Origin of the sequence: Pseudomonas sp. CC6-YY-74 (assembly GCF_002025205.1) — a bacterium.
Classification (GTDB): domain Bacteria; phylum Pseudomonadota; class Gammaproteobacteria; order Pseudomonadales; family Pseudomonadaceae; genus Aquipseudomonas; species Aquipseudomonas paeninsulae.
The window spans coordinates 1,650,338-1,673,639 of record NZ_CP019947.1 but is presented as its reverse complement, the minus strand read 5'-3'; the positions used below and the strand labels follow the sequence as shown (position 1 = coordinate 1,673,639).

Here is a 23,302-nt window from a genome sequence, read left to right as displayed (position 1 = left end):
ACCCTGGGGCTGGCGTGCAGTAATAAAGAGTAACTGCGAGAACACTGCCATGCGCTCTGGCATGCCGCTTGGCACGTGCTAGCATCGCGTTCATGAGAACGTTTCCCACATTTTTCGCCGGATTGGCGTTGATCCTGCTGAGCGCGTCGGTGCTGGCCGAGGCGCGCCTGGTGGTCAGGGTGCAGCCGGCCAATAGCGCGCTCAAGACGAACGTGGAAGGCTATATCGGCCCCTGGGCGATCGCGACCTCGATGACTTGCAGCGTTTTCGCCGGGTAGCCGAGGCGCAGGCGGAGAAAGCCGTGCAGGCGCTGGGTTACTACCAGGCGCAGATCGTCAGCGAGGTTAGCGAAGGCGATCCGTTGCGCCTGACCATCCGCATCATCCCCGGTGAACCGGTCAGGTTGCGCGAGGTGACCCTGCGCATCGACGGGCCGGCCAGTCAGTTGCGCGAATTTCGCCTACCCAGCTCCCCGCGGCTCAAAGCCGGCGCGGTACTCAATCATGGCCGGTACGACGCCGCCAAGCGGCAGATCCAGAACCAGGCCTCGCGCTATGGTTTTTTCGCCGGGCGCTTCACCCGCCAACGCCTGAGTATCGATCCGCGTGCCGGGTTCGCCGACATCGAACTGATCTACGCCAGCGGCCCGCGCTACCAGTTGGGAACCGTGAGTTTCGCAGGCGACGCGCCGTTTGAGACGCAACTGCTGCAACGCATGGTGCCGTTTGCCGGCGACACGCCCTATGACTCCGAGCTGATCGCCGAGCTGTACCAGGCGCTGCGTTCCAGTGGTTATTTCGAGTCGGTGAGCGTCGATGCCAATCCGAACGCCGCCGAGCAACAGCGGATTCCGGTGAATGTTCAACTGCAAACGCGCAAGCCACGCAGCATGGGGCTGGGCCTGGGGTTTTCCACCGATGTCGGCCCGCGTGGTCGCGCCAACTGGACCCGTCATTGGGTCAACCCGCAGGGCCACAGCTACGGCGCCGAGATGGAGTTGTCGGCGCCGCGGCAGAACGTCGGCCTGTGGTACGACGTGCCCGGCGACCCGCCCCTGACCGACAAGCTGCGTTACGCCGGCGGTTACCAATATCAAGAGTTGGCCGACACCGACAGCCTCAGCCGCTTGCTGACCCTGGGGCCGGAGTGGCACAGCAAGCTGGACAGTGGCTGGCAGCGGGTTATCTCGCTGAAGTGGCAGCATGAGCAATACCAGCTCGGCGATGACTCCGGGCTGAGCACCTTGCTGATGCCCGGCATCAGTTATGCGTACCTGCACAGCGACAATCAGGTCGATCCGCAGCATGGCTATCGCCTGCAATTCGATCTGTCGGCGGCCAAACGCGGCTTACTCTCCGATGCCGACGTGCTGCACGGCAATGTCCTGCTCAAAGGCTTGACCACCCTGGCGGACAAGCATCGCTTGCTCGGGCGGGTGCAGTTCGGTGGTACCGAATCCGGTGGGTTTGCCGCGGTGCCGCCATCGCTCAGATTCTTCGCTGGCGGCGATCAGAGCGTGCGCGGTTACGACTACCAGAGCCTGTCACCGGAAAACGCCCAGGGCGACAAAATCGGCGGCCGCTATCTGTTCGCCGCCAGCGCCGAGTACCAGTACAGCGTGGCCGAGCGCTGGCGCGTGGCGACCTTTGTCGACCAGGGCAACACCTTCAACTCACTGGATTTTCCCTCCTTGAAAAGCGCTGTGGGCATCGGCCTGCGTTGGGTCTCGCCGGTCGGTCCGCTGCGCCTCGACCTGGCGCATCCGCTGGATGACCCGGGCGGTGTGCGGGTGCATTTCTCCATGGGGCCGGAACTGTGAGGCGCGGGCTCAAATACAGCCTCTATGGCCTGCTTGGCGCCTTGTTGATACTGGTGTTGACGCTGACCTGGATACTCGCCAGCACTACCGGCAGCCGCTGGGCGTTGGCCCGGGTTGCGGGTTTGCAGGTGAGCAATTTCAGCGGCCAGTTGGGCGGACAGTGGCGCGCCGAGCAGTTGCGCTGGCAGCAAGGCGAGCGGCTGGTGGAGATCCGCCTGGCCGAGGTGGCTTGGTCGCCGCTCTGCCTGCTGCGTATGACCCTGTGCGTCGAGCGCCTGCAGGTCGAGCGCATCGAGCTGCTCTTGCCGCCTGGCGAGGAGGAGGGCGACGCGCCCTTGGATTTGCCGCAGTTGCAGCTGCCTTTGGCCCTGGAGTTGGGTGAGGTGCAGATCGGCAGCGTGCAACTCAATGGCGATGAACAGCTGCAAGGCCTGCACCTGGCGGCACGCTGGACCAGCACCGGTGTGCAGTTCGACAGTCTGCGCCTGCAGCGCGGCGACTTTGCCCTGGATCTCAGCGGCCAACTGCAGCCCAGCGGTGACTGGCCATTGCGTATCGTCGGCAAGGTGAAACTACCGGCGCCCGAGCAACAGGACTGGCAGCTTGCCGTACAGATTGACGGTGATCTGCAGCAAAGCCTGCAGGTCAGCGCCGATAGCACGGGCTACCTGAATGGACGTTTGCGCGGCGACGTGCAGGCGCTGGCGGATAACCTCCCGGCCAACCTGCAGTTGCACGCCGACGGCTTCAAGGCCAGCAGCGAGCTGGCGGATACCCTGCGCCTGAACAAGATAACGCTGAATGCCAGCGGCGATCTGGCCGACGGCTACCACGTCAGCGGCAACGCCGAGTTTCCGGGTGAGGGCGGGCCACTGGCGCTGACCCTGCAAGGGCTGCTGAAGGCCGATGGGGCCGAGATTGCTCACTTGACTCTAGGCGCCAGCGCCGAGCAACAGCTGCGCCTCAGCGGCCAGTTGGACTGGCGCGAGGGGTTTGGTCTGGACAGTCGTTTCGACTGGCAGGACTTTCCCTGGCGCCGGCTGTATCCCGATCTTGCACCACCTGCGGTGGCATTGCACCGGCTGAACGGTGAACTGAGCTATCGCGACGGCAACTACCTGGGCCACTTCGCCGCCGAGCTGGATGGCCCGGCCGGGGCTTTCACTCTGGCGAGTCCGCTCAGTGGTGATGTGCAGCAGCTACACCTGGCCGATCTGCAGCTGCGCGCAGGTCAGGGCCGGGCCGATGGCCAGCTGACCCTGGGTTTTGCCGATGGCCTGCGCTGGGATGCGCGCCTGCAACTGCATGAGTTGGATCCGGCCTACTGGCTGGCGGAACTGCCGGGCACTCTGGACGGGCCGCTGGATAGCCAGGGCGAGCTGAAGGATCAGCAACTGAGCCTGAGTGCGCAGATCGACCTCGACGGCCGGTTGCGTGGCCAGCCGGCGCAGTTGCAGGCTCAGGTCACAGGGGCCGGGCAGCGCTGGGGGCTGCAGCGATTGGCGCTGCGCCTGGGCGACAATCGCATCGACGGCAGTGCTGAGCTGGATCAGCGCCTGAGCGGGCAATTGCGCCTGAAGCTACCGCACCTGGTCCAGCTATGGCCGCAGTTGCAGGGGCAACTCGAGGGCCAACTCGACCTGGCGGGCAGCCTGCAGGCGCCCCAAGGCCAGCTGACCCTGCAGGGTCAGCGCCTGGCATACAGCGACCAGCGCCTGCAGCGCCTGCAGCTCGATGCCAGTCTCGATAGCGGCCAGCACGCGCGGGTCGAACTGGACGCTCAAGGCATTGCCCTAGGCGAGACCGAACTGGGCCGGCTGACGGCCAGTGGGCAGGGTGATCAGCGTCAGCAACGCCTGCAGCTCAAGCTCGCGGGCCCCTTGCTGCAGAGCGCCTTGGCCCTCGATGGCCGTCTGGATCAAGGTGCCTGGCGCGGACGCCTGAGCAGCGGCGAGGTACAAAGCGGCGGTCAGGATTGGCGCTTGCAGCAACCCGCCGCCCTGGTGCGCTTGGCCAACGGCCAGCTCAGCCTCGCGGCGCACTGCTGGCGTTCCGGCGCGGCCAGCCTGTGTGGCGAGGATCAACGTCTGCAGCCTGAGCCCAAGCTGCGCTATCGTCTGCGCGATTTCCCCCTCGACAGCCTGGCCCAATGGTTTCCCAAGGACTTCGCCTGGCAAGGCAAGCTGAATGCCGAAGTGCAGCTCGACATGCCGGCGGCAGGGCCGAGCGGGCAGGTCGTGCTGGATGCCGGCAGCGGCACCTGGCGCATCCGTGACCGGGGCCAATGGCTGGACTTTGCCTATGACAGCCTGCGTCTGGAGAGCCAGTTGCGGGCGCAGCAAATCGATACGCGGCTGAATTTGCGGGGGCCGAAAATCGGTGAATTGTCCCTGCAAGCCCGTCTCGATCCGCGTCCGGCGAGTAAACCATTGACCGGCGATTTCCGCCTGACGGGCCTTGATCTGGCTCTGGCGCGGCCGTTCCTGCCGATGGTCGAGCATCTGGCTGGGCGGCTCGACGGTAGTGGCAGCCTGTCCGGCAGCTTGCTGGCGCCGCAAATCGATGGTCGCTTGCAACTCAGTGGCGGCGAACTGTCCGGCGGTCAATTGCCCGTGACGGTCGAGGCGTTGCAGGTGGACGCGCGGATTGCCGGGGAAAGCCTGCAACTCAGCGGTGGCTGGCGCAGTGGCGAACGTGGGCAGGCCAGTCTGGCCGGCGAGCTGTCCTGGCGCGATGGGCTGCTCGGGGAATTGCGCCTGCGTGGTAGTGGTCTGCCGGTCAATATCGAGCCCTATGCGCAGCTGCAGGTCGAACCGGATCTCACCCTGCGCATCGCTGCCGAGCAACTGTCCATCGCCGGCAAGGTGCTGATCCCGCGCGGCAAGATTGTCATCCGCGAGTTGCCGCCGTCGACGGTCAAGGTTTCGGAGGATGCGGTGATCGTCGGCAGTGCAAGCAATAAGCAGCAGCCGGTGGCGATCGCCATGGATATCGATGTCGAGGTGGGGCAGGAACGCCTGAGCTTCAGTGGTTTCGGTCTCAATGCCGATCTGGCCGGACGCGTGCATGTCGGCAATGACCTCGACACCCGCGGCGAGCTGAGCCTGAACAACGGCCGTTATCGTGCTTATGGCCAGCGCTTGACCATTCGCCGCGCACGTTTGCTGTTCGCCGGGCCGATCGACCAGCCCTATCTGGATGTCGAGGCGATTCGTCGGGTCGATTCGGTGGTCGCCGGTTTGCGCCTGAGCGGCAATGCCGAACAGCCCACCACCGAGGTGTTTTCCGAGCCGGCCATGAGTCAGCAGCAGGCGCTGTCGTACCTGGTGCTCGGCCGGCCGCTGGGGCAAAGCAGCGGCGATAACAACATGCTGGCCCAGGCGGCGCTCGCCATGGGTTTAGCCGGTAGCGCCTCGGTGACCGGCAGCGTGGCGCAGGTGCTGGGTATCACTGATTTCCAACTGGACAGCCAGGGCAGTGGCATCAGCACCAGTGTGGTGGCCAGCGGCAGCCTGTCGGAGCGCCTGAGCTTGCGCTATGGGATCGGCGTGTTCGAACCGGCAAATACCATCGCATTGCGCTATGAACTGAGCAAGCGCCTCTATCTTGAGGCTGCCAGCGGCCTGGCCAGTTCTCTTGACCTGTTCTATCGGCGCGATTTTTAGTCACGTTGGGGCGTGTCGAGTGGTCGCTGGCGCTTGATGGACAAGGTTGATCGCGGAATATGCGGTGTCTTTTCGGTACACGGCTATCTATCTCTGGTTTATTCGCCTGTTAACGGTAAATACAGCTAAGTATTAGCTTCTAAACAGTTAAATAGACTGCAATTCTCTTCTTATACTGGCGCCCGCTATAGCTAAGCGCATGCATCTTCATGCATGCGCCCTTGCTGAATCTGTAGCTGATGGCGTCAGTCGGTCAAACAGCACTGCCTACCCGGCGGTCGAGCATGCGAAGGGTACCCAACCTCGCGACTACTACAAGAATAAGGAATCTTAGATGGAAACCCTCAACAGTTTGGTCAATCAACTCAATGGTCTCGTCTGGGGCCCGCCGATGCTGGTGATGATCCTCGGCACCGGCCTGTTCCTGATGCTGCGCCTGAAATTCATGCCGCTGAGCAAGGTTGGCGCCGGTTTCAAATTGATGTGGCAAGGCCGCAAGAAAGGCGATAGCGAAAGCGGCGAGATCACCCCGTTCCAGGCACTGATGACCTGCCTGGCGGCGACGGTCGGTACCGGTAATATCGCCGGCGTAGCCACTGCAATCTTCCTCGGTGGCCCCGGCGCGCTGTTCTGGATGTGGTGTACCGCATTGGTTGGCATGGCCACCAAGTACGCCGAAGTCGTACTGGCGGTGCATTACCGCGAGAAAGACGAACGCGGCGAGCACGTCGGCGGGCCGATGTATGCGATCAAGAATGGCCTGGGCAAGAAGTGGCTGTGGCTGGGTACTGCGTTCGCCATCTTCGGCGGCTTCGCAGGCTTCGGCATCGGCAACATGGTGCAGGTCAACAGCATGGCCGCGGCCCTCGAGGCGACATTCGCCGTGCCGTTGTGGCTGACCGGTCTGGTCACCATGTTCTTCGTCGGCCTGGTCATCCTCGGTGGTATCAAGCGTATCGGTAAGGTCGCCGCAACCCTGGTTCCCTTCATGTGCGTGGCCTATGTCATCGCCGCCATCGTGGTGCTGGTGGTCAATTCGGCACAGATCCCGGCTGCGTTCGAGATGATCTTCACCTACGCCTTCACCCCGGTTGCCGCGACTGGCGGTTTCGCCGGTGCGGCGGTCATGGCGGCGATCCGCTTCGGTGTGGCGCGCGGTATCTTCTCCAACGAAGCGGGCCTCGGCACCGCCGGTATCGCTCAGGCGGCCGGTACCACCAACAGTTCGGTGCGCTCGGGCATGATCGGCATGCTCGGTACCTTTATCGACACCATCGTCATCTGCACCCTGACCGGCCTGGCGATCATCTGCTCCGGCGTCTGGACCAGTGGCCTCAGCGGTGCGGCACTCTCGGCCGCAGCCTTCGAATCGGCCATGCCGGGAGTCGGTGGTTATATTCTGACCGTTGCCCTGGTGGTGTTCGCCTTCACCACCATCCTCGGCTGGAGCTACTTCGGCGAGAAATGCTGGGAATACATGGTCGGCACCAAGGCTATCCTGCCGTTCCGCATTCTCTGGGTCCTGGCTGTGCCGTTCGGCGCAGTTGCCCACCTGGACTTTGCCTGGTTGGTCGCAGACACCCTCAACGGTCTGATGGCCATCCCCAACCTGTTGTCCCTGCTGCTGCTCAGCCCGGTGGTGGTCAAGCTGACCCGCGAGCACTTTGCCCGTGAGGCTAGCGTGGGTGGCATCGCAAGCCAGCAGCGCTAGGTCGCTCATGGCCAGGTTCTGAATAGACGCTGGTTATCCGCTGAAATGAAAAAGCCCTGCACTGCAGGGCTTTTTTGTGGGTGTCCCGTCCTGAACAAGGTTGCCACCTGCTGACCTGACTAGCAGGAGGATGCGCTGGGTTTGAAGAATAGGCGCAGTTGGGCGATTACCCGCAGGTCTTTATTGGCCGGTCGTCGATCCGGTCGATAAAGACTTACGGGGGCCTGCACCGCTCTAGACCGCGGCGTAGGAGGCGAGCCCCGGTCTGGGCGTTGGCCTGTCCTCCCAATACCAGTCCGACTTCCTCCCAAAGTACCATTCTGTCGCGCGCTGTTTGGGTGCATAACTAGCACTACCGGAATTTGCCGGCTTGATGAGAAGAGGACCGCGCCATGTGGACTAAACCCGCCTTCACCGATATGCGTATTGGTTTCGAAGTCACCATGTACTTCGCCAATCGTTGATTGGCTTTGCCCCGGCACTGTCGGGGCATATCACCCGGAATTCGCCATGCATATCCAGATTCTCGGTTCCGCCGCCGGCGGCGGCTTTCCCCAGTGGAACTGCAATTGTCGCAACTGCAGTGGCGTGCGCAGCGGTAGCCTGCGCGCGCAGCCGCGCACCCAGTCCTCGATTGCCCTGAGTGACAACGGCAAGGACTGGATCCTGTGCAACGCTTCACCGGATATCCGCGCGCAGATCGAGGCGTTCCCGGCCCTGCAGCCCGCGCGCAAGCCGCGGGACACGGCGATCGGCGCGATCATGCTGATGGACAGTCAGATTGATCACTGTACGGGTTTGCTGACCCTGCGCGAGGGTTGTCCGCATCAAGTCTGGTGTACCGAGATGGTGCATCAGGATCTGACTACGGGCTTTCCTCTGTTCAACATGCTCGAGCACTGGAACGGTGGCTTGCGGCACAACCTGATCGAGCTGGATGGCGTGCCGTTCAGCATTCCCGTCTGCCCGGATTTGCAGATCACCGCGATTGCCTTGCGCAGCAGCGCGCCGCCGTATTCGCCGCACCGCGGCAACCCGCACCCAGGCGACAACATTGGCCTGTTCGTCGAAGACCTGCGCACGGGTGGCAGCTTGTTCTACGCTCCCGGTCTGGGCCAGATCGATGATCGGCTGCTGGCCTGGATGCGCCGCGCCGATTGCCTGCTGGTCGACGGCACCTTGTGGCGCGACGACGAAATGCGCCAGTGTGAGGTCGGCGACAAGCTCGGCAGCGCAATGGGCCATCTGCCGCAAAGCGGTCCTGGCGGCATGATCGAAGTGCTCGACGGCCTGCCGGCCAAACAGAAAATTCTGATTCATATCAACAACACCAACCCGATCCTTGATGTCGATTCACCAGAGCGCGCCGAGCTGAATGCGCACGCCATCGACGTTGCTTGGGACGGCATGAGCATCCAGCTGTAAGGAGCCAGGCATATGAGCCAACCCGCGATGAGCCCTGCCGAGTTCGAGCAGGCATTGCGCGCCAAGGGCGCCTACTACCATATCCATCATCCATTTCATCGGGCGATGTACGCCGGCCAATCCAGTCGCGAGCAAATCCAGGGTTGGGTGGCGAATCGGTTCTATTACCAGGTGAACATCCCGTTGAAGGACGCCGCGATCATGGCCAACTGCCCGGATCGCGACACCCGACGTGAATGGGTGCAGCGCATCCTCGACCATGACGGCGCGCCCGGCGAGGAGGGTGGTATCGAAGCCTGGCTGCGGCTGGCCGAGGCCGTGGGCCTGGAGCGTGAGCAGGTGCTGTCGCAGGAACTGGTGTTGCCGGGGGTGCGCTTCGCCGTCGATGCTTACGTTAATTTCGCCCGTCGCGCCAACTGGCAGGAAGCAGCCAGCAGTTCGTTGACCGAACTGTTCGCACCGACTATTCACCAATCGCGTCTGGATGCCTGGCCGCAGCATTACCCCTGGATCGACGCCAGCGGGTACGACTACTTCCGCAAGCGCTTGAGCGAGGCGCGCCGCGATGTCGAGCACGGGTTGCGCATCACCTTGCAGCACTACACGACCTACGAGGGTCAGCAACGCATGCTGGAGATCCTGCAATTCAAGCTGGATGTACTGTGGAGCATGCTCGATGCCATGAGCATGGCCTACGAGCTGGAGCGTGCGCCTTACCACACGGTCACCAGCGCGCGGGTCTGGCACCGAGGTATTACCCTATGAATCAGTTGAACATGCAGCAAGTGCCCAAGTTGCGCCGCGGCTTTCGCCTGCAATGGGAGCCCGTGCAGAACTGCCATGTGCTGCTTTATCCGGAAGGCATGATCAAACTCAACGACAGTGCCGGGGAAATTCTCCAGCAGGTCAATGGTGCGCAAAGCGTCGGCCAGATCATCGACACCTTGAGTGAGCGCTTCCCGGACGTGCCGGGACTCGATGAGGACATCCTGGCCTTTATGGAGGTAGCCAATGCTCAGTTCTGGATCGAGTTACAGTAAACCGGGGCATGAGCCGGGCCCGCCACTGTGGTTGCTGGCCGAACTGACCTACCGCTGCCCGCTGCAGTGCCCGTATTGTTCAAACCCGTTGGATTTTTCCCAGCAAGGTCAGGAACTGACGACTGCCGAATGGATCGAGGTGTTTCGCCAGGCCCGCGTGTTGGGTGCGGCGCAGCTGGGATTTTCCGGCGGCGAACCGCTGGTTCGCCAAGATCTCGCCGAGCTGATCAAGGCCGCGCGGGATCTTGGCTATTACACCAACCTGATCACTTCCGGCATCGGTCTAACTGAAGAGCGCATTGCCAGTTTCAGCGAAGCCGGCCTGGATCATATCCAGATCAGCTTTCAGGCCGCCGATGAGGAAGTGAACAACATGCTGGCCGGCTCGAAGAAGGCCTTCGCCCACAAGCTGGCGATGGCCCGGGCGGTCAAGGCGGCCGGTTATCCCATGGTGCTGAATTTCGTCACCCACCGGCACAATATCGACAATATCGAGAAAATCATCGAGCTGTGCCTGGAACTGGAGGCCGATTTCGTCGAGTTGGCCACCTGCCAGTTCTATGGCTGGGCCGAGCTCAACCGCGCCGGCCTGCTGCCGACCCGCGCCCAACTCGAGCGTGCCGAGCGCATCACCAACGAGTGGCGCGCCAAACTGGCGGCCGAGAATCACCCGTGCAAGCTGATCTTCGTCACCCCGGATTACTACGAAGAACGGCCGAAGGCCTGCATGAACGGTTGGGGCAATCTGTTCCTCGACATCACCCCGGACGGCACCGCGCTGCCATGCCACAGCGCCCGCCAGTTGCCGGTGCAGTTTCCCAATGTGCGCGAGCACAGCATCGAGCACATCTGGCGACACTCCTTCGGTTTCAACCGTTTTCGCGGCGACGACTGGATGCTCGAACCGTGCCGCTCCTGCGACGAGAAGGCCAAGGATTTCGGTGGTTGCCGCTGCCAGGCTTTCATGCTCACGGGAGATGCCAGCAACGCCGATCCGGTGTGCAGCAAGTCGGCGCACCATGAGGTGATTGTGCAAGCCCGCCTGGAAGCCGAAGAGGCGCCAGGGGCATTGGATACGTTGCAGTTCCGCAACGAGAAAGCCTCTAAGCTGATCTGCAAGGTCTGAGGGAGTAACTATCGCCTTGAGCAGCACTAGCGCCGCTTATGGATTTTGGCACAGCGCCTGGTCGAGCGATCAGGCGGCTGCGGCCGGTCGCGACTTCGCCGAGCTGCGCGCCGGGCTGGGTGGTGTGGTATGGCTGCAATATGACCCGGCCGATGCTCGTTCGACGCTGTGGCACTGCACACCGCAGCAGCGTGAGTGTCTGACGCCAGCCACGATGTCGGTGCGCAGCCGGGTGTATGAATACGGCGGCGGCGCGTTCTGTTTGACCGATGATGGCCTGGCGTTCGTCAACGAGGCCGATCAGCAGATTTATTGGCAGCGTCTGGGGGCCGTCCCCGAGGCGCTGAGCCGGCAAGTCGACTGCCGCTTCGGTGATCTGCAATTCGACCCGGTGGCCCAGGCGATAGTCGCCGTCGAGGAAAACCACGGAGCAGGGCAGGTCACCCATCGCTTGGTCAGCATCGCCCTGGCCGATGGGGCGCGGCAGGTGGTGGCCGAGGGTGGTGATTTCTATGCCGGGCCGGCAGTCAGCGGCGATGGACAACGCCTGGCCTGGATCGAGTGGGATCGCCCACACCAGCCCTGGATCGCCACACGCCTGTGCAGCGCCCGGCGCGATGCCACGGGTGCTTGGCGCGATGCACGGGTAGTCGCCGGGCAAACGGCTGAAGAATCACTGCAGCAACCCTGTTTCGACATGCAGGGACGCCTGCTGGTGCTCAGCGATCGCCACGGTTATTGGCAACCCTGGCGTGAAGCGGCCGAGGGCCAGCTGATGCCATTGCCCTGCGCAGTCGCCGACCACGCCAGTGCACCCTGGCAGCTGGGCAATCGCAATTACCTGGCGCTGGATGGCGACAGTCTGCTGCTGAGCTGGTTCGAGGAGGGTTTCGCGCTGCTGGCCGAGCGCGAACTCAGCGGTGCCGGCGGGCCGCGCCTGGCTCAGGGCTATAGCCGCTTTCGCCAACTGGCTGCCGATGAGACGAATTTCTACCTGATCGCCGCCTCGTCTGAACGTGGCAGTGCGGTGCTGGCGATCGACCGCAGCAACCGCCAGTGCCGGGTGCTGGCCGGTGCCGAGGTCGCCTTGCCCCAGGCCGAGGTCTCACACCCGCAGCCGCTGCTGTTCGCCAGTGGCAGTGAGGAACCCTGCCGTGGGTTCTTCTACCCGCCGCATAACAGTGGCTTTCGTGGGCCGGTTGGGGAAAAGCCGCCGCTGCTGGTGTTCCTGCATGGCGGGCCGACCTCGGCGTGTTACCCGGTGTTCGATCCGCGCATCCAGTTCTGGACTCAACGCGGCTTTGCCGTGGCCGACCTGAACTATCGCGGCAGCACCGGCTTTGGCCGTGCCTATCGGATGCGTCTGCATGAGCAATGGGGCGCGCTGGATGTCGAGGATGCCTGCGCGTTGGTCGAGCACCTGGCCGGCCTCGCTCTGATCGATCCGGCCAAGGCCTTTATCCGTGGCGCCAGCGCCGGCGGCTACACGGCCCTGTGCGCCTTGGCCTTCAGTCGGACTTTCCGCGGCGGCGCGAGTCTCTACGGCGTAAGTGATCCCTTGGCCCTGCGCCAGGTGACGCACAAGTTCGAGGCCGATTATCTCGATTGGCTGATCGGCGATCCGCTACGGGATGCGCAGCGCTATGCCGCGCGCACGCCGTTGCTGCATGCCGAGCAAATCGAGGCGCCCGTGATCTTCTTCCAGGGCGGCCAGGATGCGGTGGTGCTACCGGCGCAAACCGAGGCCATGGTTGCCGCCCTGCGCGCGCGCGGCATGGTGGTGGACTACCACTTGTATCCGCAGGAAGGACACGGCTTTCGCCAGGCCCGCAACCAGGCCCATGCTCTGGAGCAGGAGTGGCGCTTCTACCAGCGGCTGCTGCAACAGCCTGCTTGAGCCGCCCGCAATTTCGTCTGCATTTGCAGTGTTTTGCAGTCCGCGGCCAACACCGCTCCCACCTGAACAGCACTACTGCGCAACGACAGCCAGCCGGCTCAGGTGGCATTGCATTGGCAGGTGAATCCAGTACGCTGAGCGGTAGTCAGAACAACAAGCAGTAGGCAGTGGCATGAGCGCCGATATCAGTTTTCATCGTAAATTCGTCTCGCCGGAAATCGTCTTTGGTGCGGGCTGCCGGCATAGCGTGGGCAACTACGCGGCCAACTATGGCGCGCGCAAGGTGTTGCTGGTTTCGGATCCGGGCGTCTTGGCCGCCGGCTGGGTCGCCGATGTGCAGGCCAGTCTGCAGCGTCAAGGCATCGAGCACTGCCTGTACACCCAGGTATCGCCCAATCCGCGCAGCGAAGAGGTGATGCTCGGCGCCGAGACCTACCTCAGCCAGGGCTGCAACGTGATAGTGGCAGTGGGTGGTGGCAGCCCGATGGATTGCGCCAAGGGCATCGGCATCGCCGTGGCCCATGGCCGCAATATTATCGAGTTCGAGGGTGTCGATACCCTGCGCGTGCCGAGTCCGCCGCTGATCCTGATCCCTACCACCGCCGGTACCTCGGCCGACGTGTCGCAGTTCGTGATCATCTCCAATCAGGACGCACGGATGAAATTCTCCATCGTCAGCAAGGGCGCGGTGCCCGATGTGTCGCTGATCGATCCGGAAACCACCCTGAGCATGGATCCGTTCCTCTCCGCCTGCACCGGTATCGATGCGCTGGTGCATGCTATCGAGGCCTTCGTCTCCACCGGTTCGGGACCGCTGACCGATGCCCACGCCCTGGAAGCCATGCGCCTGATCAACGGCAACCTGGTAGCGATGATCGCCAATCCCGCGGATATTGAGCTGCGCGCGAAAATCATGCTCGGCAGCATGCAGGCCGGCCTGGCGTTTTCCAATGCCATCCTCGGGGCGGTGCATGCTATGTCGCACAGCCTCGGCGGCTTCCTCGACCTGCCGCACGGCCTGTGCAACGCGGTGCTGGTCGAACATGTGGTGGCGTTCAACTACAACGCCTCGCCGGATCGCTTCAAAATGGTCGCCGAGACCTTGGGCATCGACAGTCGTGGCCTCAGTCACCGGCAGATCCGTCAGCGCCTGGTCGAGCACCTGATCCAGTTCAAGCACGCGGTCGGCTTTCATGAAACCCTGGGGCTGCATGGGGTTGGCAGTTCCGACATTCCATTCCTGTCACGCAATGCCATGCAGGATCCGTGCATCCTCACCAATCCGCGGGATTCAACTCAGGGCGATGTCGAGGTCGTCTATGCCGAAGCCCTCTGACCAGCAGCGACAGGCGCTCACCGCCCTGCTCGGGCTGGGCACCCATTCGGTGCGCAAGAGTCATTACCCGGAGTTGCTGGCGCGCCTGGAAGACCTGGAAACCGAGCGCAACCGCTACAAATGGCTGTTCGAGCACGCGGTACACGGCATCTTCCAGGCCAGTTTGCAGGAGGGCTTGCGCGCGGCCAATCCGGCCCTGGCGCGAATGCTCGGTTATGACGACCCGGAAGAAGTGCTCTGGTCGCTGACCGACCTGGCCACCTACCTGTTCGTTGGCGGTGCCGAGGAAATGCAGCACATTCGTCAAGCGCTGGAAACTGAGCGCGGCCTGATTGGCTACGAAACCCAACTGCGGCGCAAGGACGGCCGGGTCATCGACGTGGTGATGAACCTGCTGCTCAAACCGGACGAGCAGGGCCTGTTCGAGGGCTTCGTCGCCGATATTAGCGAGCGCAAGCAGGCCCAGCAGCGCTTGCAGCAGCTCAATGAAGAGCTGGAGCAACGGGTCAGCGCACGGACTGCCGAGTTGCAGGAAGCCAATCGCAACCTGCTGCAGCAGATCGTCGAGCGCAAACGGATCGAGCAAGAGTTACGCGAGGCGCGCGATGCCGCGCAAGCAGCCAACCACAGCAAGGACAAGTACCTGGCAACCGCCAGCCATGATCTGTTGCAGCCACTCAACGCGGCGCGTCTGTTGATCTCCACCCTGCGCGAGCGCAGCTTGCCAGCGGCCGAACACCATCTGGTCGAGCGCAGCCACCAGGCACTGGAGGGGGCCGAGGATCTACTCACCGATTTACTGGATATTTCCAAGCTCGACCAGGCGGCGATCAAACCGGATATTGATGCATATCGTTTGCAGGATTTGCTGGCGCCTCTGGCGTCTGAGTTTCAATCGGTAGCCGCCGCCGAGGGGGTGCACCTGAAGGTGCACATACCCGACTTTACGATCAGCACGGATTTCCGCCTGCTGACACGCATCCTGCGTAATTTCCTGAGTAATGCCTGTCGCTATACCGAGCAGGGCCGCATCCTCTTGGGCGTACGAAAACGCGGCGAGTTTCTCGAACTTCAGGTGTGGGATACCGGCCGCGGTATCTCCGAAGATCAGTTGGGCAACATCTTTCTCGAATTCAACCAGCTGAATGTCGGCCGCGCCGCCGAACGCAGGGGAGTTGGTCTGGGGCTGGCGATAGTCGAGCGAATTGCGCGGATGTTGGGTTATCCGGTCGAGGTGCGCTCGCAGCCTGGACGCGGGTCGGTGTTTGCCATTCGGGTGCCCTTGGCCCAGCAGGTTATTAGCGCGACCCCCGCTACTGTATCGATTCAGCCGTTAGTCGGTGATCCGCTGCCGGGACGGCGCCTGTTGGTGCTGGATAACGAGTTGAGCATCCTCCATAGCATGGCGGCGTTGCTCGAGCAGTGGGGTTGCGTGGTGGTGACTGCGGTCGATCAGGAGGCCGCCGTGCAGGCGCTTGATGGGCGGGCTCCGGATTTGATTCTGGCGGACTTCCATCTTGACCATGATGTGCAGGGTTGCGCTGTGGTGGCGTATTTGCGTCAGCACTTTGACTCATCGATTCCAGCGGTGATGATCACTGCGGACCGAAGTGATCAGTGTCGCCGCGAGTTGCAGCGCATGGGCATGCCGCTGCTCAATAAACCGGTCAAGCCCGGCAAGCTGCGCGCGGTAGTCAGTCAGATGCTGCACGACTCGACCATCTTGTGAGTAAGAGGGCTATATGTGTGCTGTCAGACAGTCGAGTAGTTTTTATTGACTATGCTGGGATGGAGTCCTTTCAAACCGTTCAGGTTTAGGGACATGGTTCTTCAAGGAGATAACCCTTATGCACAATCACTCGTTCTTCCGGCGTATGGCTGCAATGTTGGCGGTGTTTCACGTTCTGATGATTGTCCAGATCCCCCTGGCTAATGCGGCCATGATAGGCACTGGTGAGGTGTTGGCCGAGCAACAACAGCAGGTCGATCGCCAACAATTGCTGAGCATGCTTGATGAGCAGGGTGTTCAGGAAAAGTTGTTGAGTATGGGGGTTGACCGTTCCCAGGTTGAAGGGCGCATCAACAGCCTGACCAGTGCCGAGTTGGCACAGTTCAATCAGCAACTATCGCAAGCCCCCGCAGGTGCCGGTGGTGTTGTAGGGATCATCGTGCTGTTCCTGGTGATCTTTATCATTACCGATTTGCTCTGCGCCACTAACATCTTCAATTTCGTCAAATGCATAAATCGTTGATTGGCAGGAACCTCCTTCCACTCGTTCTGATTGTTCTGCTTGCCGCCTGCGCGAAGTCTCCGGTGTTGCCACCGGAGACTTCGCGTTTGCCTGAACGAGTAGAGCTGAGCGATGTGCCGTTTTTTCCGCAGAGTGCCTATCAATGCGGACCGGCAGCGTTGGCGACCATGCTCAACCAGCGCGGCGTAGTGACCAGTCCCGGCCTGCTCAAGGATAGGGTGTTCATTCCTGCGCGTGACGGTAGCCTGCAAGTAGAAATGGTGGCGGCCGCCCGGGCCCACGATATGCTGGTGTACCCGCTGCAGCCGCGTCTGCAAGCATTGATTGCCGAAGTGGCCGCGGGTAATCCGGTGTTGGTGCTGCAAAACCTGGCCTTCGACTGGTACCCGCGCTGGCACTTTGCCGTGGTGGTTGGCTATGACCAGCGAGAGCGCAGCTTGATTTTGCGTTCGGGCACCACGCGGCGCTGGCTGACCAGCTTCAGTAGCTTCGACAAGACCTGGGCGCGGGGTGGCCGTTGGGCTGTCTTGACCTTGCCGGCAGATACTCTTCCGGCTCAGGCAGAACTGCGGCCCTGGCTCAAGGCCGCCAGCGATCTGGAAGAAACCGGGCGGGTCGCTGCGGCGCAGCGCGCCTATCGCACTGCCACTCAACAGTGGCCGAATGAGTCATTGGGTTGGTTTGCCTTGGCCAACAGCCGCTATGCCAGTGGGGATGCGCTTGGGGCTGAAACGGCTTTACGTAAAAGCCTGGCACAGCAGCCGGACTTTGCCGCGGGTTGGTTCAACCTGTCGCAGGTATTGACCGATCGCGGCTGCCAGCAGGCAGCCGAGCAGGCGAGGGTCTGCGCCCGGCGGCTGGCTCCAGATGATCAGCGATTTACCGCGGGAGTGACTCCCACGGCCGGTGGATCGGCGCATCAGTGCTTATCTCCGCCGGTCTGCCCACAAGCTAACTGACAGGCTGAAAAACCAACGGCGCCATAAGGCGCCGTTGGTTTGTCTGGACGAGTAGTTAGAATCCGAACTTGTCGCGCAGGCTGTAGTACCAGGCACCCATTGCGGTGAAGGGGATGCGCAACAGTTCGCCACCCGGGAAGGGGTAGTGCGGCAGTTCGGCGAAGGCGTCGAAACGCTCGGCCTGGCCGCGTAGGGCTTCGGCCAGCACCTTTCCAGCCACGTGGGTGTAGGTCACGCCATGCCCGCTGCAGCCCTGCGAGTAGTAGATGTTGTCGCCGAGGCGACCGACCTGGGGTAGGCGCGACAGGGTTAGCAGGAAGTTACCGGTCCAGGCGTAATCAATCTTGACGTCTTTGAGTTGAGGGAAGGCCTTGAGCATGTTCGGCCGAATTATCGCCTCGATATTGGCCGGGTCGCGCGCGCCATAAACCACGCCGCCGCCAAAGATCAGACGCTTGTCACCGCTGAGGCGGTAGTAGTCGAGCAGGTAGTTGCAGTCTTCGACGCAGTAGTCCTGCGGTAACAGGCTCTTTGCCAGCTCATCTGATAGCGGTTCGGTGGTGATGACCTGGGTACCGCAGGGCATCGACTTGGCCGACAACTCGGGAATCAGATTGCCGAGGTAAGCGTTGCCGGCAACTACCACAAACTTGGCTTTAACCCGACCCTGGGGGGTATGCACGATCGGATTGGCGCCACGCTCGATCCGGATAGCCGGGGATTGCTCGTAAATTACTCCGCCCAGAGATTCGACTGCCGCGGCTTCGCCCAGCGCCAGATTGAGCGGGTGGATATGTCCGCCGCTCATGTCGAGCATGCCGCCGATATAGTTTTCGCTCGCCACCACTTCGCGAATGCGCTTGGCGTCCAGCAGCTCTAGTTGAGTATGGCCATAGCGTTCCCACAACTTCTTCTGTGCTTCCAGGTGTCCCATCTGCTTGGGCGTGATCGCGGCGAACACGCCACCATCCTTGAGGTCGCACTGGATGTTGTACTTGGCTATGCGCTCACGAATGATCCGGCCGCCTTCGAATGCCATCTGGCCCAGCAGTTGCGCATGCTTGGGGCCGACGGTGCGCTCTATGGTGTCGATGTCGCGGCTGTAACTGTTGACGATTTGACCGCCGTTACGACCCGAGGCGCCGAAACCTACTTTGGCAGCCTCGACAATGCTTACCTTGAAGCCGCTTTCTAGCAGAGCTATGGCCGTGGACAAGCCGGTGTAGCCCGCACCGACAATGCAGACGTCTGTTTCCACCTCGCCATTCAGTTCCGGGCGTGGCGGAGCCAGGTTGGCAGAAGCGGCATAGTAGGATTGTGGATAAGCGCTGTGCGCCATATTGCAACCTCTGTTCTTTATTCTTTACGGATGTACTGATGCTACCCGAGTTGAAAATGTCCGGCTAGTGCCCTGTGCGAAATATTAAACGCTGCGCTGAACAGTAAAAAATTCATTTATTCAGGCAGTTAGAGAAAAAAGTGTTGACTCTTTTTAGCGCCTCCGTAGAATGTGCACCCATCGGAGGCACATAGCTCAGTTGGTTAGAGCACCACCTTGACATGGTGGGGGTCGTTGGTTCGAATCCAATTGTGCCTACCAATTCGATAAAAAGGGTCGCCCAGGCGACCCTTTTTTATTGGGCGGCTTGCCAGTGCTTAGGCTTTCTGGAAGCATCCAGCCGTTGCTAAATGCGTATAAACCTCCAGTGACTCTGGTTCGGTTCAGGTTGGCTCGCAAGCTCCTGCCACTGTAAGGCAGACATACCGCCGAATCGCTTACTGGCTCATCCCAACCCATGTGGCCTTTGGTAGAGGTCACCACTAGGAGAGGAGGCGCCATGCCCATCATTACTCTTCCCGACGGCAGTCAACGTCCATTCGATCATCCGGTATCCGTGCTCGAAGTGGCGCAGTCCATTGGCGCTGGCTTGGCTAAAGCCACGGTAGCCGGCAAGGTCAATGGCAAGCTGGTCGATGCCTGTGATTTGATCGACAGCGACGCGACCCTGCAAATCATTACGCCAAAAGATCAGGAAGGGCTGGAGATTATCCGCCACTCTTGCGCGCATTTGATCGGTCATGCGGTCAAGCAGTTGTTTCCCGCTGCCAAGATGGTGATCGGTCCAGTCATCGAAGAAGGTTTCTACTACGACATTGCTTCTGAGCGGCCCTTTACGCTTGAGGATGTGGCGGCGATCGAACAGCGCATGCAGCAGCTGATCGAAAAAGACTACGACGTGATCAAGAAGGTAACCCCGCGCGCCGAGGTGATCGATGTGTTTGCCTCGCGTGGCGAGGACTACAAGCTGCGCCTGGTCGAAGACATGCCGGACGAGCAGGCCCTGGGCCTGTATTACCACGAAGAATACGTCGACATGTGTCGTGGTCCGCACGTGCCTAATACCCGCTTCCTTAAAGCCTTCAAGCTGACCAAGCTGTCCGGCGCCTATTGGCGCGGCGACGCGAAGAACGAGCAGTTACAGCGCGTCTATGGCACCGCCTGGGCCGACAAGAAGCAGCTGGCGGCCTATATCCAGCGTATCGAAGAAGCTGAGAAGCGCGATCACCGCAAGATCGGCAAGCGCCTGAATCTATTTCATACCCAGGAAGAAGCGCCGGGCATGGTGTTCTGGCATCCCAATGGCTGGACCCTGTACCAGGTGCTTGAGCAGTACATGCGCAAAGTGCAACACGAGCATGGCTACCTGGAAATCAAGACGCCGCAGTTGGTGGATCGCTCTTTGTGGGAGAAATCCGGGCATTGGGCCAACTATGCCGAAAACATGTTCACTACCGAGTCGGAAAGCCGCGATTACGCGATCAAGCCGATGAATTGCCCGTGCCACGTGCAGGTGTTCAATCAGGGCTTGAAGAGCTACCGCGAGCTGCCGATGCGCTTGGCCGAGTTCGGCGCCTGTCACCGTAATGAACCGTCCGGTGCGCTGCACGGCATCATGCGTGTGCGTGGTTTTACTCAGGACGATGCGCATATCTTCTGTACCGAAGAGCAGATGCAGGCGGAGTCCGCTGATTTCATCAAGCTGACGCTGGCGGTCTATGCTGATTTCGGCTTTACCGATATCCAGCTCAAGCTTTCGACCCGCCCGGACAAGCGCGTGGGTTCCGATGAGTTGTGGGATCGTGCCGAAGCGGCGCTGGCCTCGGCGCTGGACAGTGCTGGCCTGACTTATGATCTGCAGCCGGGAGAAGGCGCCTTCTACGGGCCGAAGATCGAATTCTCGCTGAAGGATTGTCTGGGTCGTGTCTGGCAGTGTGGTACCCTGCAGCTCGATTTCAATCTGCCGGTACGTTTGGGCGCCGAATACGTCAGTGAGGACAACAGCCGTAAGCATCCGGTGATGTTGCACCGCGCGATTCTCGGTTCCTTCGAGCGCTTTATCGGGATTCTGATCGAGCACTACGAGGGGGCATTCCCCGCGTGGTTGGCGCCAACTCAGGTCATGGTGATGAATATCACCGACAAACAGGCCGAATTTGCCTTGGAAGTGGAAAAAACACTCAACCAAAGCGGTTTTCGTGCCAAGTCTGACTTGAGAAACGAAAAAATTGGCTTTAAAATCCGCGAGCATACTTTGCTCAAGGTTCCCTATCTCTTGGTTATCGGAGATCGGGAGGTAGAGATGCAAACTGTCGCCGTGCGTACCCGTGAAGGTGCTGATCTGGGCTCGATGCCCATCGCTCAATTCGCTGAATTTCTCGCGCAGGCGGTTTCCCGGCGTGGTCGCCAAGATGTGGAGTAATCATTATTAAGCGTGAAATGAGACAAGATAAACGAGCTGCCCCGAAAGCCCCGATCAACGAGAATATCTCGGCACGCGAGGTTCGGTTAATTGGCGCTGAAGGCGAGCAAATTGGCATCGTCTCGATTGATGAAGCGCTTAGAATTGCCGAAGAGTCCAAACTGGATTTGGTGGAAATTTCTGCTGATGCGATTCCTCCGGTTTGCCGAGTCATGGACTACGGCAAGTCGATCTTCGAAAAGAAGAAGCAGGTCGCTGCTGCAAAGAAAAACCAGAAGCAAGTCCAGGTTAAAGAAATCAAGTTTCGTCCAGGGACGGAGGAAGGGGATTACCAGGTAAAACTGCGCAACCTGGTACGTTTCCTGAGTGAAGGGGACAGGGCCAAGGTATCCTTGCGATTCCGTGGCCGTGAGATGGCGCATCAGGAGCTGGGAATGGAGCTGTTGAAGCGGGTTGAAGCTGACCTGCTTGAATATGGCTCGGTTGAACAGCATCCAAAGATGGAAGGACGCCAACTGATAATGGTCATCGCCCCCAAAAAGAAGAAGTAACCACCAGGGCACGGCAGGCCTTGCGGTTATGTTTATCAACTGAATGCGGAGTACCGAACATGCCAAAGATGAAAACCAAGAGTGGTGCAGCCAAGCGTTTTCTTAAAACCGCTAATGGCTTCAAGCACAAGCACGCTTTCAAGAGCCACATCCTGACCAAGATGTCCACTAAGCGTAAGCGTCAACTTCGCGGTAGCACCATGGTGCATCCGTCTGACGTGGCAAAAGTGGCGCGCATGCTGCGCGTTCGTTAATCGGTCAAGATAGAGGAAATTACTCATGGCTCGTGTTAAGCGCGGCGTTATTGCTCGCAAGCGTCACAAAAAAATTCTGAAACTCGCTAAAGGCTACTACGGTGCGCGTTCGCGCGTATTCCGCGTTGCCAAGCAGGCAGTGATCAAGGCAGGCCAATACGCCTACCGCGACCGCCGTCAGAGGAAGCGTCAGTTCCGCGCCCTGTGGATCGCTCGTATCAATGCTGGTGCTCGTGTTAACGGTCTGTCTTACAGCCGTTTCATTGCCGGTCTGAAAAAAGCGTCCATCGAGATCGACCGTAAGGTTTTGGCTGATCTGGCAGTGAACGAAAAAGCGGCGTTTGCTGCGATTGTCGAAAAAGCGAAAGCCACTCTGGCTTAAGTCCCCGGCAATCACCGGGTTCGCCCGGTGCTAAACGTCACCAATAGGGGAAGAGCTTTCAAGCTCTTCCCCTATTTCGTATCTGGAGTCTGTAAATGGAAAATCTGGATGTGCTGGTCTCGCAAGCGCTTGAGGCCGTTAGCCACACCGACGATGTGAATGCCCTCGAGCAATTGCGGGTTCACTATCTAGGCAAGAAAGGCGAGCTGACCCAGGTGATGAAGACCCTGGGCAACCTGTCGGCAGAAGAGCGTCCGCAAGCCGGCGCCTTGATCAATGCCGCCAAGGACAAGGTTCAGGAAGCCCTGAACAGCCGCAAGGCAACTCTTGAGCAGGTGGCGCTGAGTGCCAAGCTGGCGGCCGAGCGCATAGACGTGACTCTGCCTGGGCGCGGCCAGACCTCTGGCGGTCTGCATCCGGTTACCCGGACTCTGGAGCGAGTCGAGCAGTTCTTCACTCGGATTGGCTACGGCATCGCCGAAGGCCCCGAAGTGGAAAACGACTACCACAATTTCGAGGCGCTCAATATCCCCGGCCACCACCCGGCCCGGGCGATGCATGACACCTTCTATTTCAACGCGAATATGTTGCTGCGTACCCACACCTCGCCGGTTCAGGTGCGCACCATGGAATCGCAGCAGCCGCCGATCCGCATTATTTGCCCAGGCCGCGTATACCGCTGCGACTCCGATATCACTCACTCGCCGATGTTCCACCAGGTCGAAGGCCTGCTGGTCGACGAGAATGTGAGCTTTGCCGACCTCAAGGGCACCATTGAAGAGTTCCTTCGCGTGTTCTTCGAGAAGCCATTGGGTGTGCGCTTCCGTCCGTCCTTCTTTCCGTTCACCGAGCCCTCGGCTGAAGTCGATATGCAGTGTGTGATGTGCAGCGGCAAAGGTTGCCGTGTATGCAAGCAGACTGGCTGGCTGGAAGTGATGGGTTGCGGCATGGTGCATCCGAACGTGCTGCGTATGTCCGGTATCGACCCCGAAAAATATTCCGGCTTCGCCTTCGGCATGGGCGTCGAGCGTCTGGCCATGTTGCGTTACGGCGTCAACGACTTACGTCTGTTCTTCGATAACGACCTGCGATTCCTGGCGCAATTTCGCTAGGGCCGCACGACC

The 23,302-nt window shown here is 60.8% G+C and carries 18 protein-coding genes, 1 tRNA gene and 1 pseudogene; 19 read left to right on the top strand and 1 reads right to left on the bottom strand.

Annotated features, from left to right (window positions below; translation table 11 throughout):
- The first annotated feature begins 92 nt into the window (after nt 1-92).
- The 13 genes and pseudogenes from B2D37_RS07815 (at nt 93) to B2D37_RS07755 (ending at nt 17,230) form a co-directional block, all read left to right on the top strand.
- Nucleotides 93-1,819, top strand: a pseudogene (locus B2D37_RS07815) (autotransporter assembly complex family protein).
- Nucleotides 1,816-5,484, top strand: a complete 3,669-nt coding sequence (locus tag B2D37_RS07810) for a translocation/assembly module TamB domain-containing protein (RefSeq protein WP_079202170.1) — start codon at nt 1,816-1,818, stop codon at nt 5,482-5,484. The pseudogene B2D37_RS07815 and the gene B2D37_RS07810 overlap by 4 nt, the downstream one beginning before the upstream one ends.
- A gap of 334 nt (nt 5,485-5,818) precedes the next feature.
- On the top strand, nt 5,819-7,195 hold the full coding sequence (locus B2D37_RS07805) for a sodium:alanine symporter family protein (protein ID WP_079202169.1): 1,377 nt from the start codon (nt 5,819-5,821) through the stop codon (nt 7,193-7,195).
- 392 nt (nt 7,196-7,587) lie between these two features.
- Complete coding sequence (pqqA, locus tag B2D37_RS07800; protein ID WP_003284930.1) at nt 7,588-7,659, top strand: pyrroloquinoline quinone precursor peptide PqqA; 72 nt, start codon at nt 7,588-7,590, stop codon at nt 7,657-7,659.
- Nucleotides 7,660-7,705: 46 nt separating this feature from the next.
- Nucleotides 7,706-8,620 (top strand): pyrroloquinoline quinone biosynthesis protein PqqB, encoded by a 915-nt coding sequence (gene pqqB, locus B2D37_RS07795; protein ID WP_079202168.1) that lies wholly within the window; start codon nt 7,706-7,708, stop codon nt 8,618-8,620.
- 12 nt (nt 8,621-8,632) lie between these two features.
- The gene (pqqC, locus tag B2D37_RS07790; RefSeq protein ID WP_079202167.1) at nt 8,633-9,385 is read left to right on the top strand and encodes a pyrroloquinoline-quinone synthase PqqC; all 753 of its coding nucleotides are present in this window, start codon (nt 8,633-8,635) and stop codon (nt 9,383-9,385) included.
- A complete protein-coding gene (pqqD, locus tag B2D37_RS07785) occupies nt 9,382-9,660 on the top strand; it encodes a pyrroloquinoline quinone biosynthesis peptide chaperone PqqD (protein WP_079202166.1) in 279 nt (92 codons plus the stop codon). Before pqqC ends, pqqD begins: the two co-directional genes overlap by 4 nt.
- Nucleotides 9,632-10,786 (top strand): pyrroloquinoline quinone biosynthesis protein PqqE, encoded by a 1,155-nt coding sequence (pqqE, locus tag B2D37_RS07780; RefSeq protein WP_079202165.1) that lies wholly within the window; start codon nt 9,632-9,634, stop codon nt 10,784-10,786. The genes pqqD and pqqE overlap by 29 nt, the downstream gene beginning before the upstream one ends.
- A 16-nt stretch (nt 10,787-10,802) precedes the next feature.
- Nucleotides 10,803-12,683, top strand: a complete 1,881-nt coding sequence (locus B2D37_RS07775; RefSeq protein WP_079202164.1) for a S9 family peptidase — start codon at nt 10,803-10,805, stop codon at nt 12,681-12,683.
- 172 nt (nt 12,684-12,855) lie between these two features.
- Nucleotides 12,856-14,019, top strand: coding sequence for an alcohol dehydrogenase-like regulatory protein ErcA (gene ercA / locus B2D37_RS07770; protein WP_079202163.1), 1,164 nt, complete (start codon nt 12,856-12,858; stop codon nt 14,017-14,019).
- On the top strand, nt 14,003-15,748 hold the full coding sequence (locus tag B2D37_RS07765) for a NahK/ErcS family hybrid sensor histidine kinase/response regulator (RefSeq protein WP_079202162.1): 1,746 nt from the start codon (nt 14,003-14,005) through the stop codon (nt 15,746-15,748). The genes ercA and B2D37_RS07765 overlap by 17 nt, the downstream gene beginning before the upstream one ends.
- Nucleotides 15,749-15,866: 118 nt before the next feature.
- Nucleotides 15,867-16,271 carry a PA2779 family protein gene (locus tag B2D37_RS07760; RefSeq protein ID WP_079202161.1) on the top strand — a complete coding sequence of 135 codons (405 nt, stop codon included), beginning with the start codon at nt 15,867-15,869 and terminating at the stop codon, nt 16,269-16,271.
- Entirely contained in the window at nt 16,256-17,230 is a 975-nt protein-coding gene (locus B2D37_RS07755; protein WP_079202160.1) for a PA2778 family cysteine peptidase, read from the top strand. Before B2D37_RS07760 ends, B2D37_RS07755 begins: the two co-directional genes overlap by 16 nt.
- Before the next feature lie 55 nt (nt 17,231-17,285).
- Here the strand turns inward: B2D37_RS07755 and B2D37_RS07750 are convergent, their stop codons facing one another.
- Nucleotides 17,286-18,569 carry an FAD-binding oxidoreductase gene (locus tag B2D37_RS07750; protein ID WP_079202159.1) on the bottom strand — a complete coding sequence of 428 codons (1,284 nt, stop codon included), beginning with the start codon at nt 18,567-18,569 and terminating at the stop codon, nt 17,286-17,288.
- Nucleotides 18,570-18,753: 184 nt separating this feature from the next.
- Here B2D37_RS07750 and B2D37_RS07745 point away from each other — a divergent pair.
- The 6 genes from B2D37_RS07745 (at nt 18,754) to pheS (ending at nt 23,290) form a co-directional block, all read left to right on the top strand.
- A tRNA-Val gene (locus B2D37_RS07745) sits at nt 18,754-18,830 on the top strand.
- A 238-nt stretch (nt 18,831-19,068) separates the two neighbouring features.
- A complete protein-coding gene (thrS, locus tag B2D37_RS07735) occupies nt 19,069-20,991 on the top strand; it encodes a threonine--tRNA ligase (RefSeq protein WP_079202158.1) in 1,923 nt (640 codons plus the stop codon).
- The gene (infC, locus tag B2D37_RS07730) at nt 20,991-21,542 is read left to right on the top strand and encodes a translation initiation factor IF-3 (protein WP_177345268.1); all 552 of its coding nucleotides are present in this window, start codon (nt 20,991-20,993) and stop codon (nt 21,540-21,542) included. The genes thrS and infC overlap by 1 nt, the downstream gene beginning before the upstream one ends.
- Before the next feature lie 59 nt (nt 21,543-21,601).
- Nucleotides 21,602-21,796, top strand: a complete 195-nt coding sequence (rpmI, locus tag B2D37_RS07725; RefSeq protein ID WP_079202156.1) for a 50S ribosomal protein L35 — start codon at nt 21,602-21,604, stop codon at nt 21,794-21,796.
- 25 nt (nt 21,797-21,821) lie between these two features.
- A complete protein-coding gene (gene rplT, locus B2D37_RS07720) occupies nt 21,822-22,178 on the top strand; it encodes a 50S ribosomal protein L20 (protein ID WP_079202155.1) in 357 nt (118 codons plus the stop codon).
- Between the two features lie 95 nt (nt 22,179-22,273).
- Nucleotides 22,274-23,290: a phenylalanine--tRNA ligase subunit alpha gene (pheS, locus tag B2D37_RS07715; protein ID WP_079202154.1), complete on the top strand. Its 1,017-nt coding sequence runs from the start codon at nt 22,274-22,276 to the stop codon at nt 23,288-23,290.
- Nucleotides 23,291-23,302: the final 12 nt, after the last annotated feature.

What these genes read in the sequence shown, in the direction of transcription:
- B2D37_RS07805 (WP_079202169.1), top strand. Translation starts at nt 5,819, where the DNA reads ATGGAAACCCTCAACAGTTTGGTCAATCAACTCAATGGTCTCGTCTGG.
- pqqB (WP_079202168.1), top strand. Translation starts at nt 7,706, where the DNA reads ATGCATATCCAGATTCTCGGTTCCGCCGCCGGCGGCGGCTTTCCCCAG.
- pqqC (WP_079202167.1), top strand. Translation starts at nt 8,633, where the DNA reads ATGAGCCAACCCGCGATGAGCCCTGCCGAGTTCGAGCAGGCATTGCGC.
- pqqD (WP_079202166.1), top strand. Translation starts at nt 9,382, where the DNA reads ATGAATCAGTTGAACATGCAGCAAGTGCCCAAGTTGCGCCGCGGCTTT.
- pqqE (WP_079202165.1), top strand. Translation starts at nt 9,632, where the DNA reads ATGCTCAGTTCTGGATCGAGTTACAGTAAACCGGGGCATGAGCCGGGC.
- ercA (WP_079202163.1), top strand. Translation starts at nt 12,856, where the DNA reads ATGAGCGCCGATATCAGTTTTCATCGTAAATTCGTCTCGCCGGAAATC.
- B2D37_RS07765 (WP_079202162.1), top strand. Translation starts at nt 14,003, where the DNA reads ATGCCGAAGCCCTCTGACCAGCAGCGACAGGCGCTCACCGCCCTGCTC.
- B2D37_RS07760 (WP_079202161.1), top strand. Translation starts at nt 15,867, where the DNA reads ATGCACAATCACTCGTTCTTCCGGCGTATGGCTGCAATGTTGGCGGTG.
- B2D37_RS07755 (WP_079202160.1), top strand. Translation starts at nt 16,256, where the DNA reads ATGCATAAATCGTTGATTGGCAGGAACCTCCTTCCACTCGTTCTGATT.
- B2D37_RS07750 (WP_079202159.1), bottom strand. Translation starts at nt 18,569, where the DNA reads ATGGCGCACAGCGCTTATCCACAATCCTACTATGCCGCTTCTGCCAAC.
- thrS (WP_079202158.1), top strand. Translation starts at nt 19,069, where the DNA reads ATGCCCATCATTACTCTTCCCGACGGCAGTCAACGTCCATTCGATCAT.
- rpmI (WP_079202156.1), top strand. Translation starts at nt 21,602, where the DNA reads ATGCCAAAGATGAAAACCAAGAGTGGTGCAGCCAAGCGTTTTCTTAAA.
- rplT (WP_079202155.1), top strand. Translation starts at nt 21,822, where the DNA reads ATGGCTCGTGTTAAGCGCGGCGTTATTGCTCGCAAGCGTCACAAAAAA.
- pheS (WP_079202154.1), top strand. Translation starts at nt 22,274, where the DNA reads ATGGAAAATCTGGATGTGCTGGTCTCGCAAGCGCTTGAGGCCGTTAGC.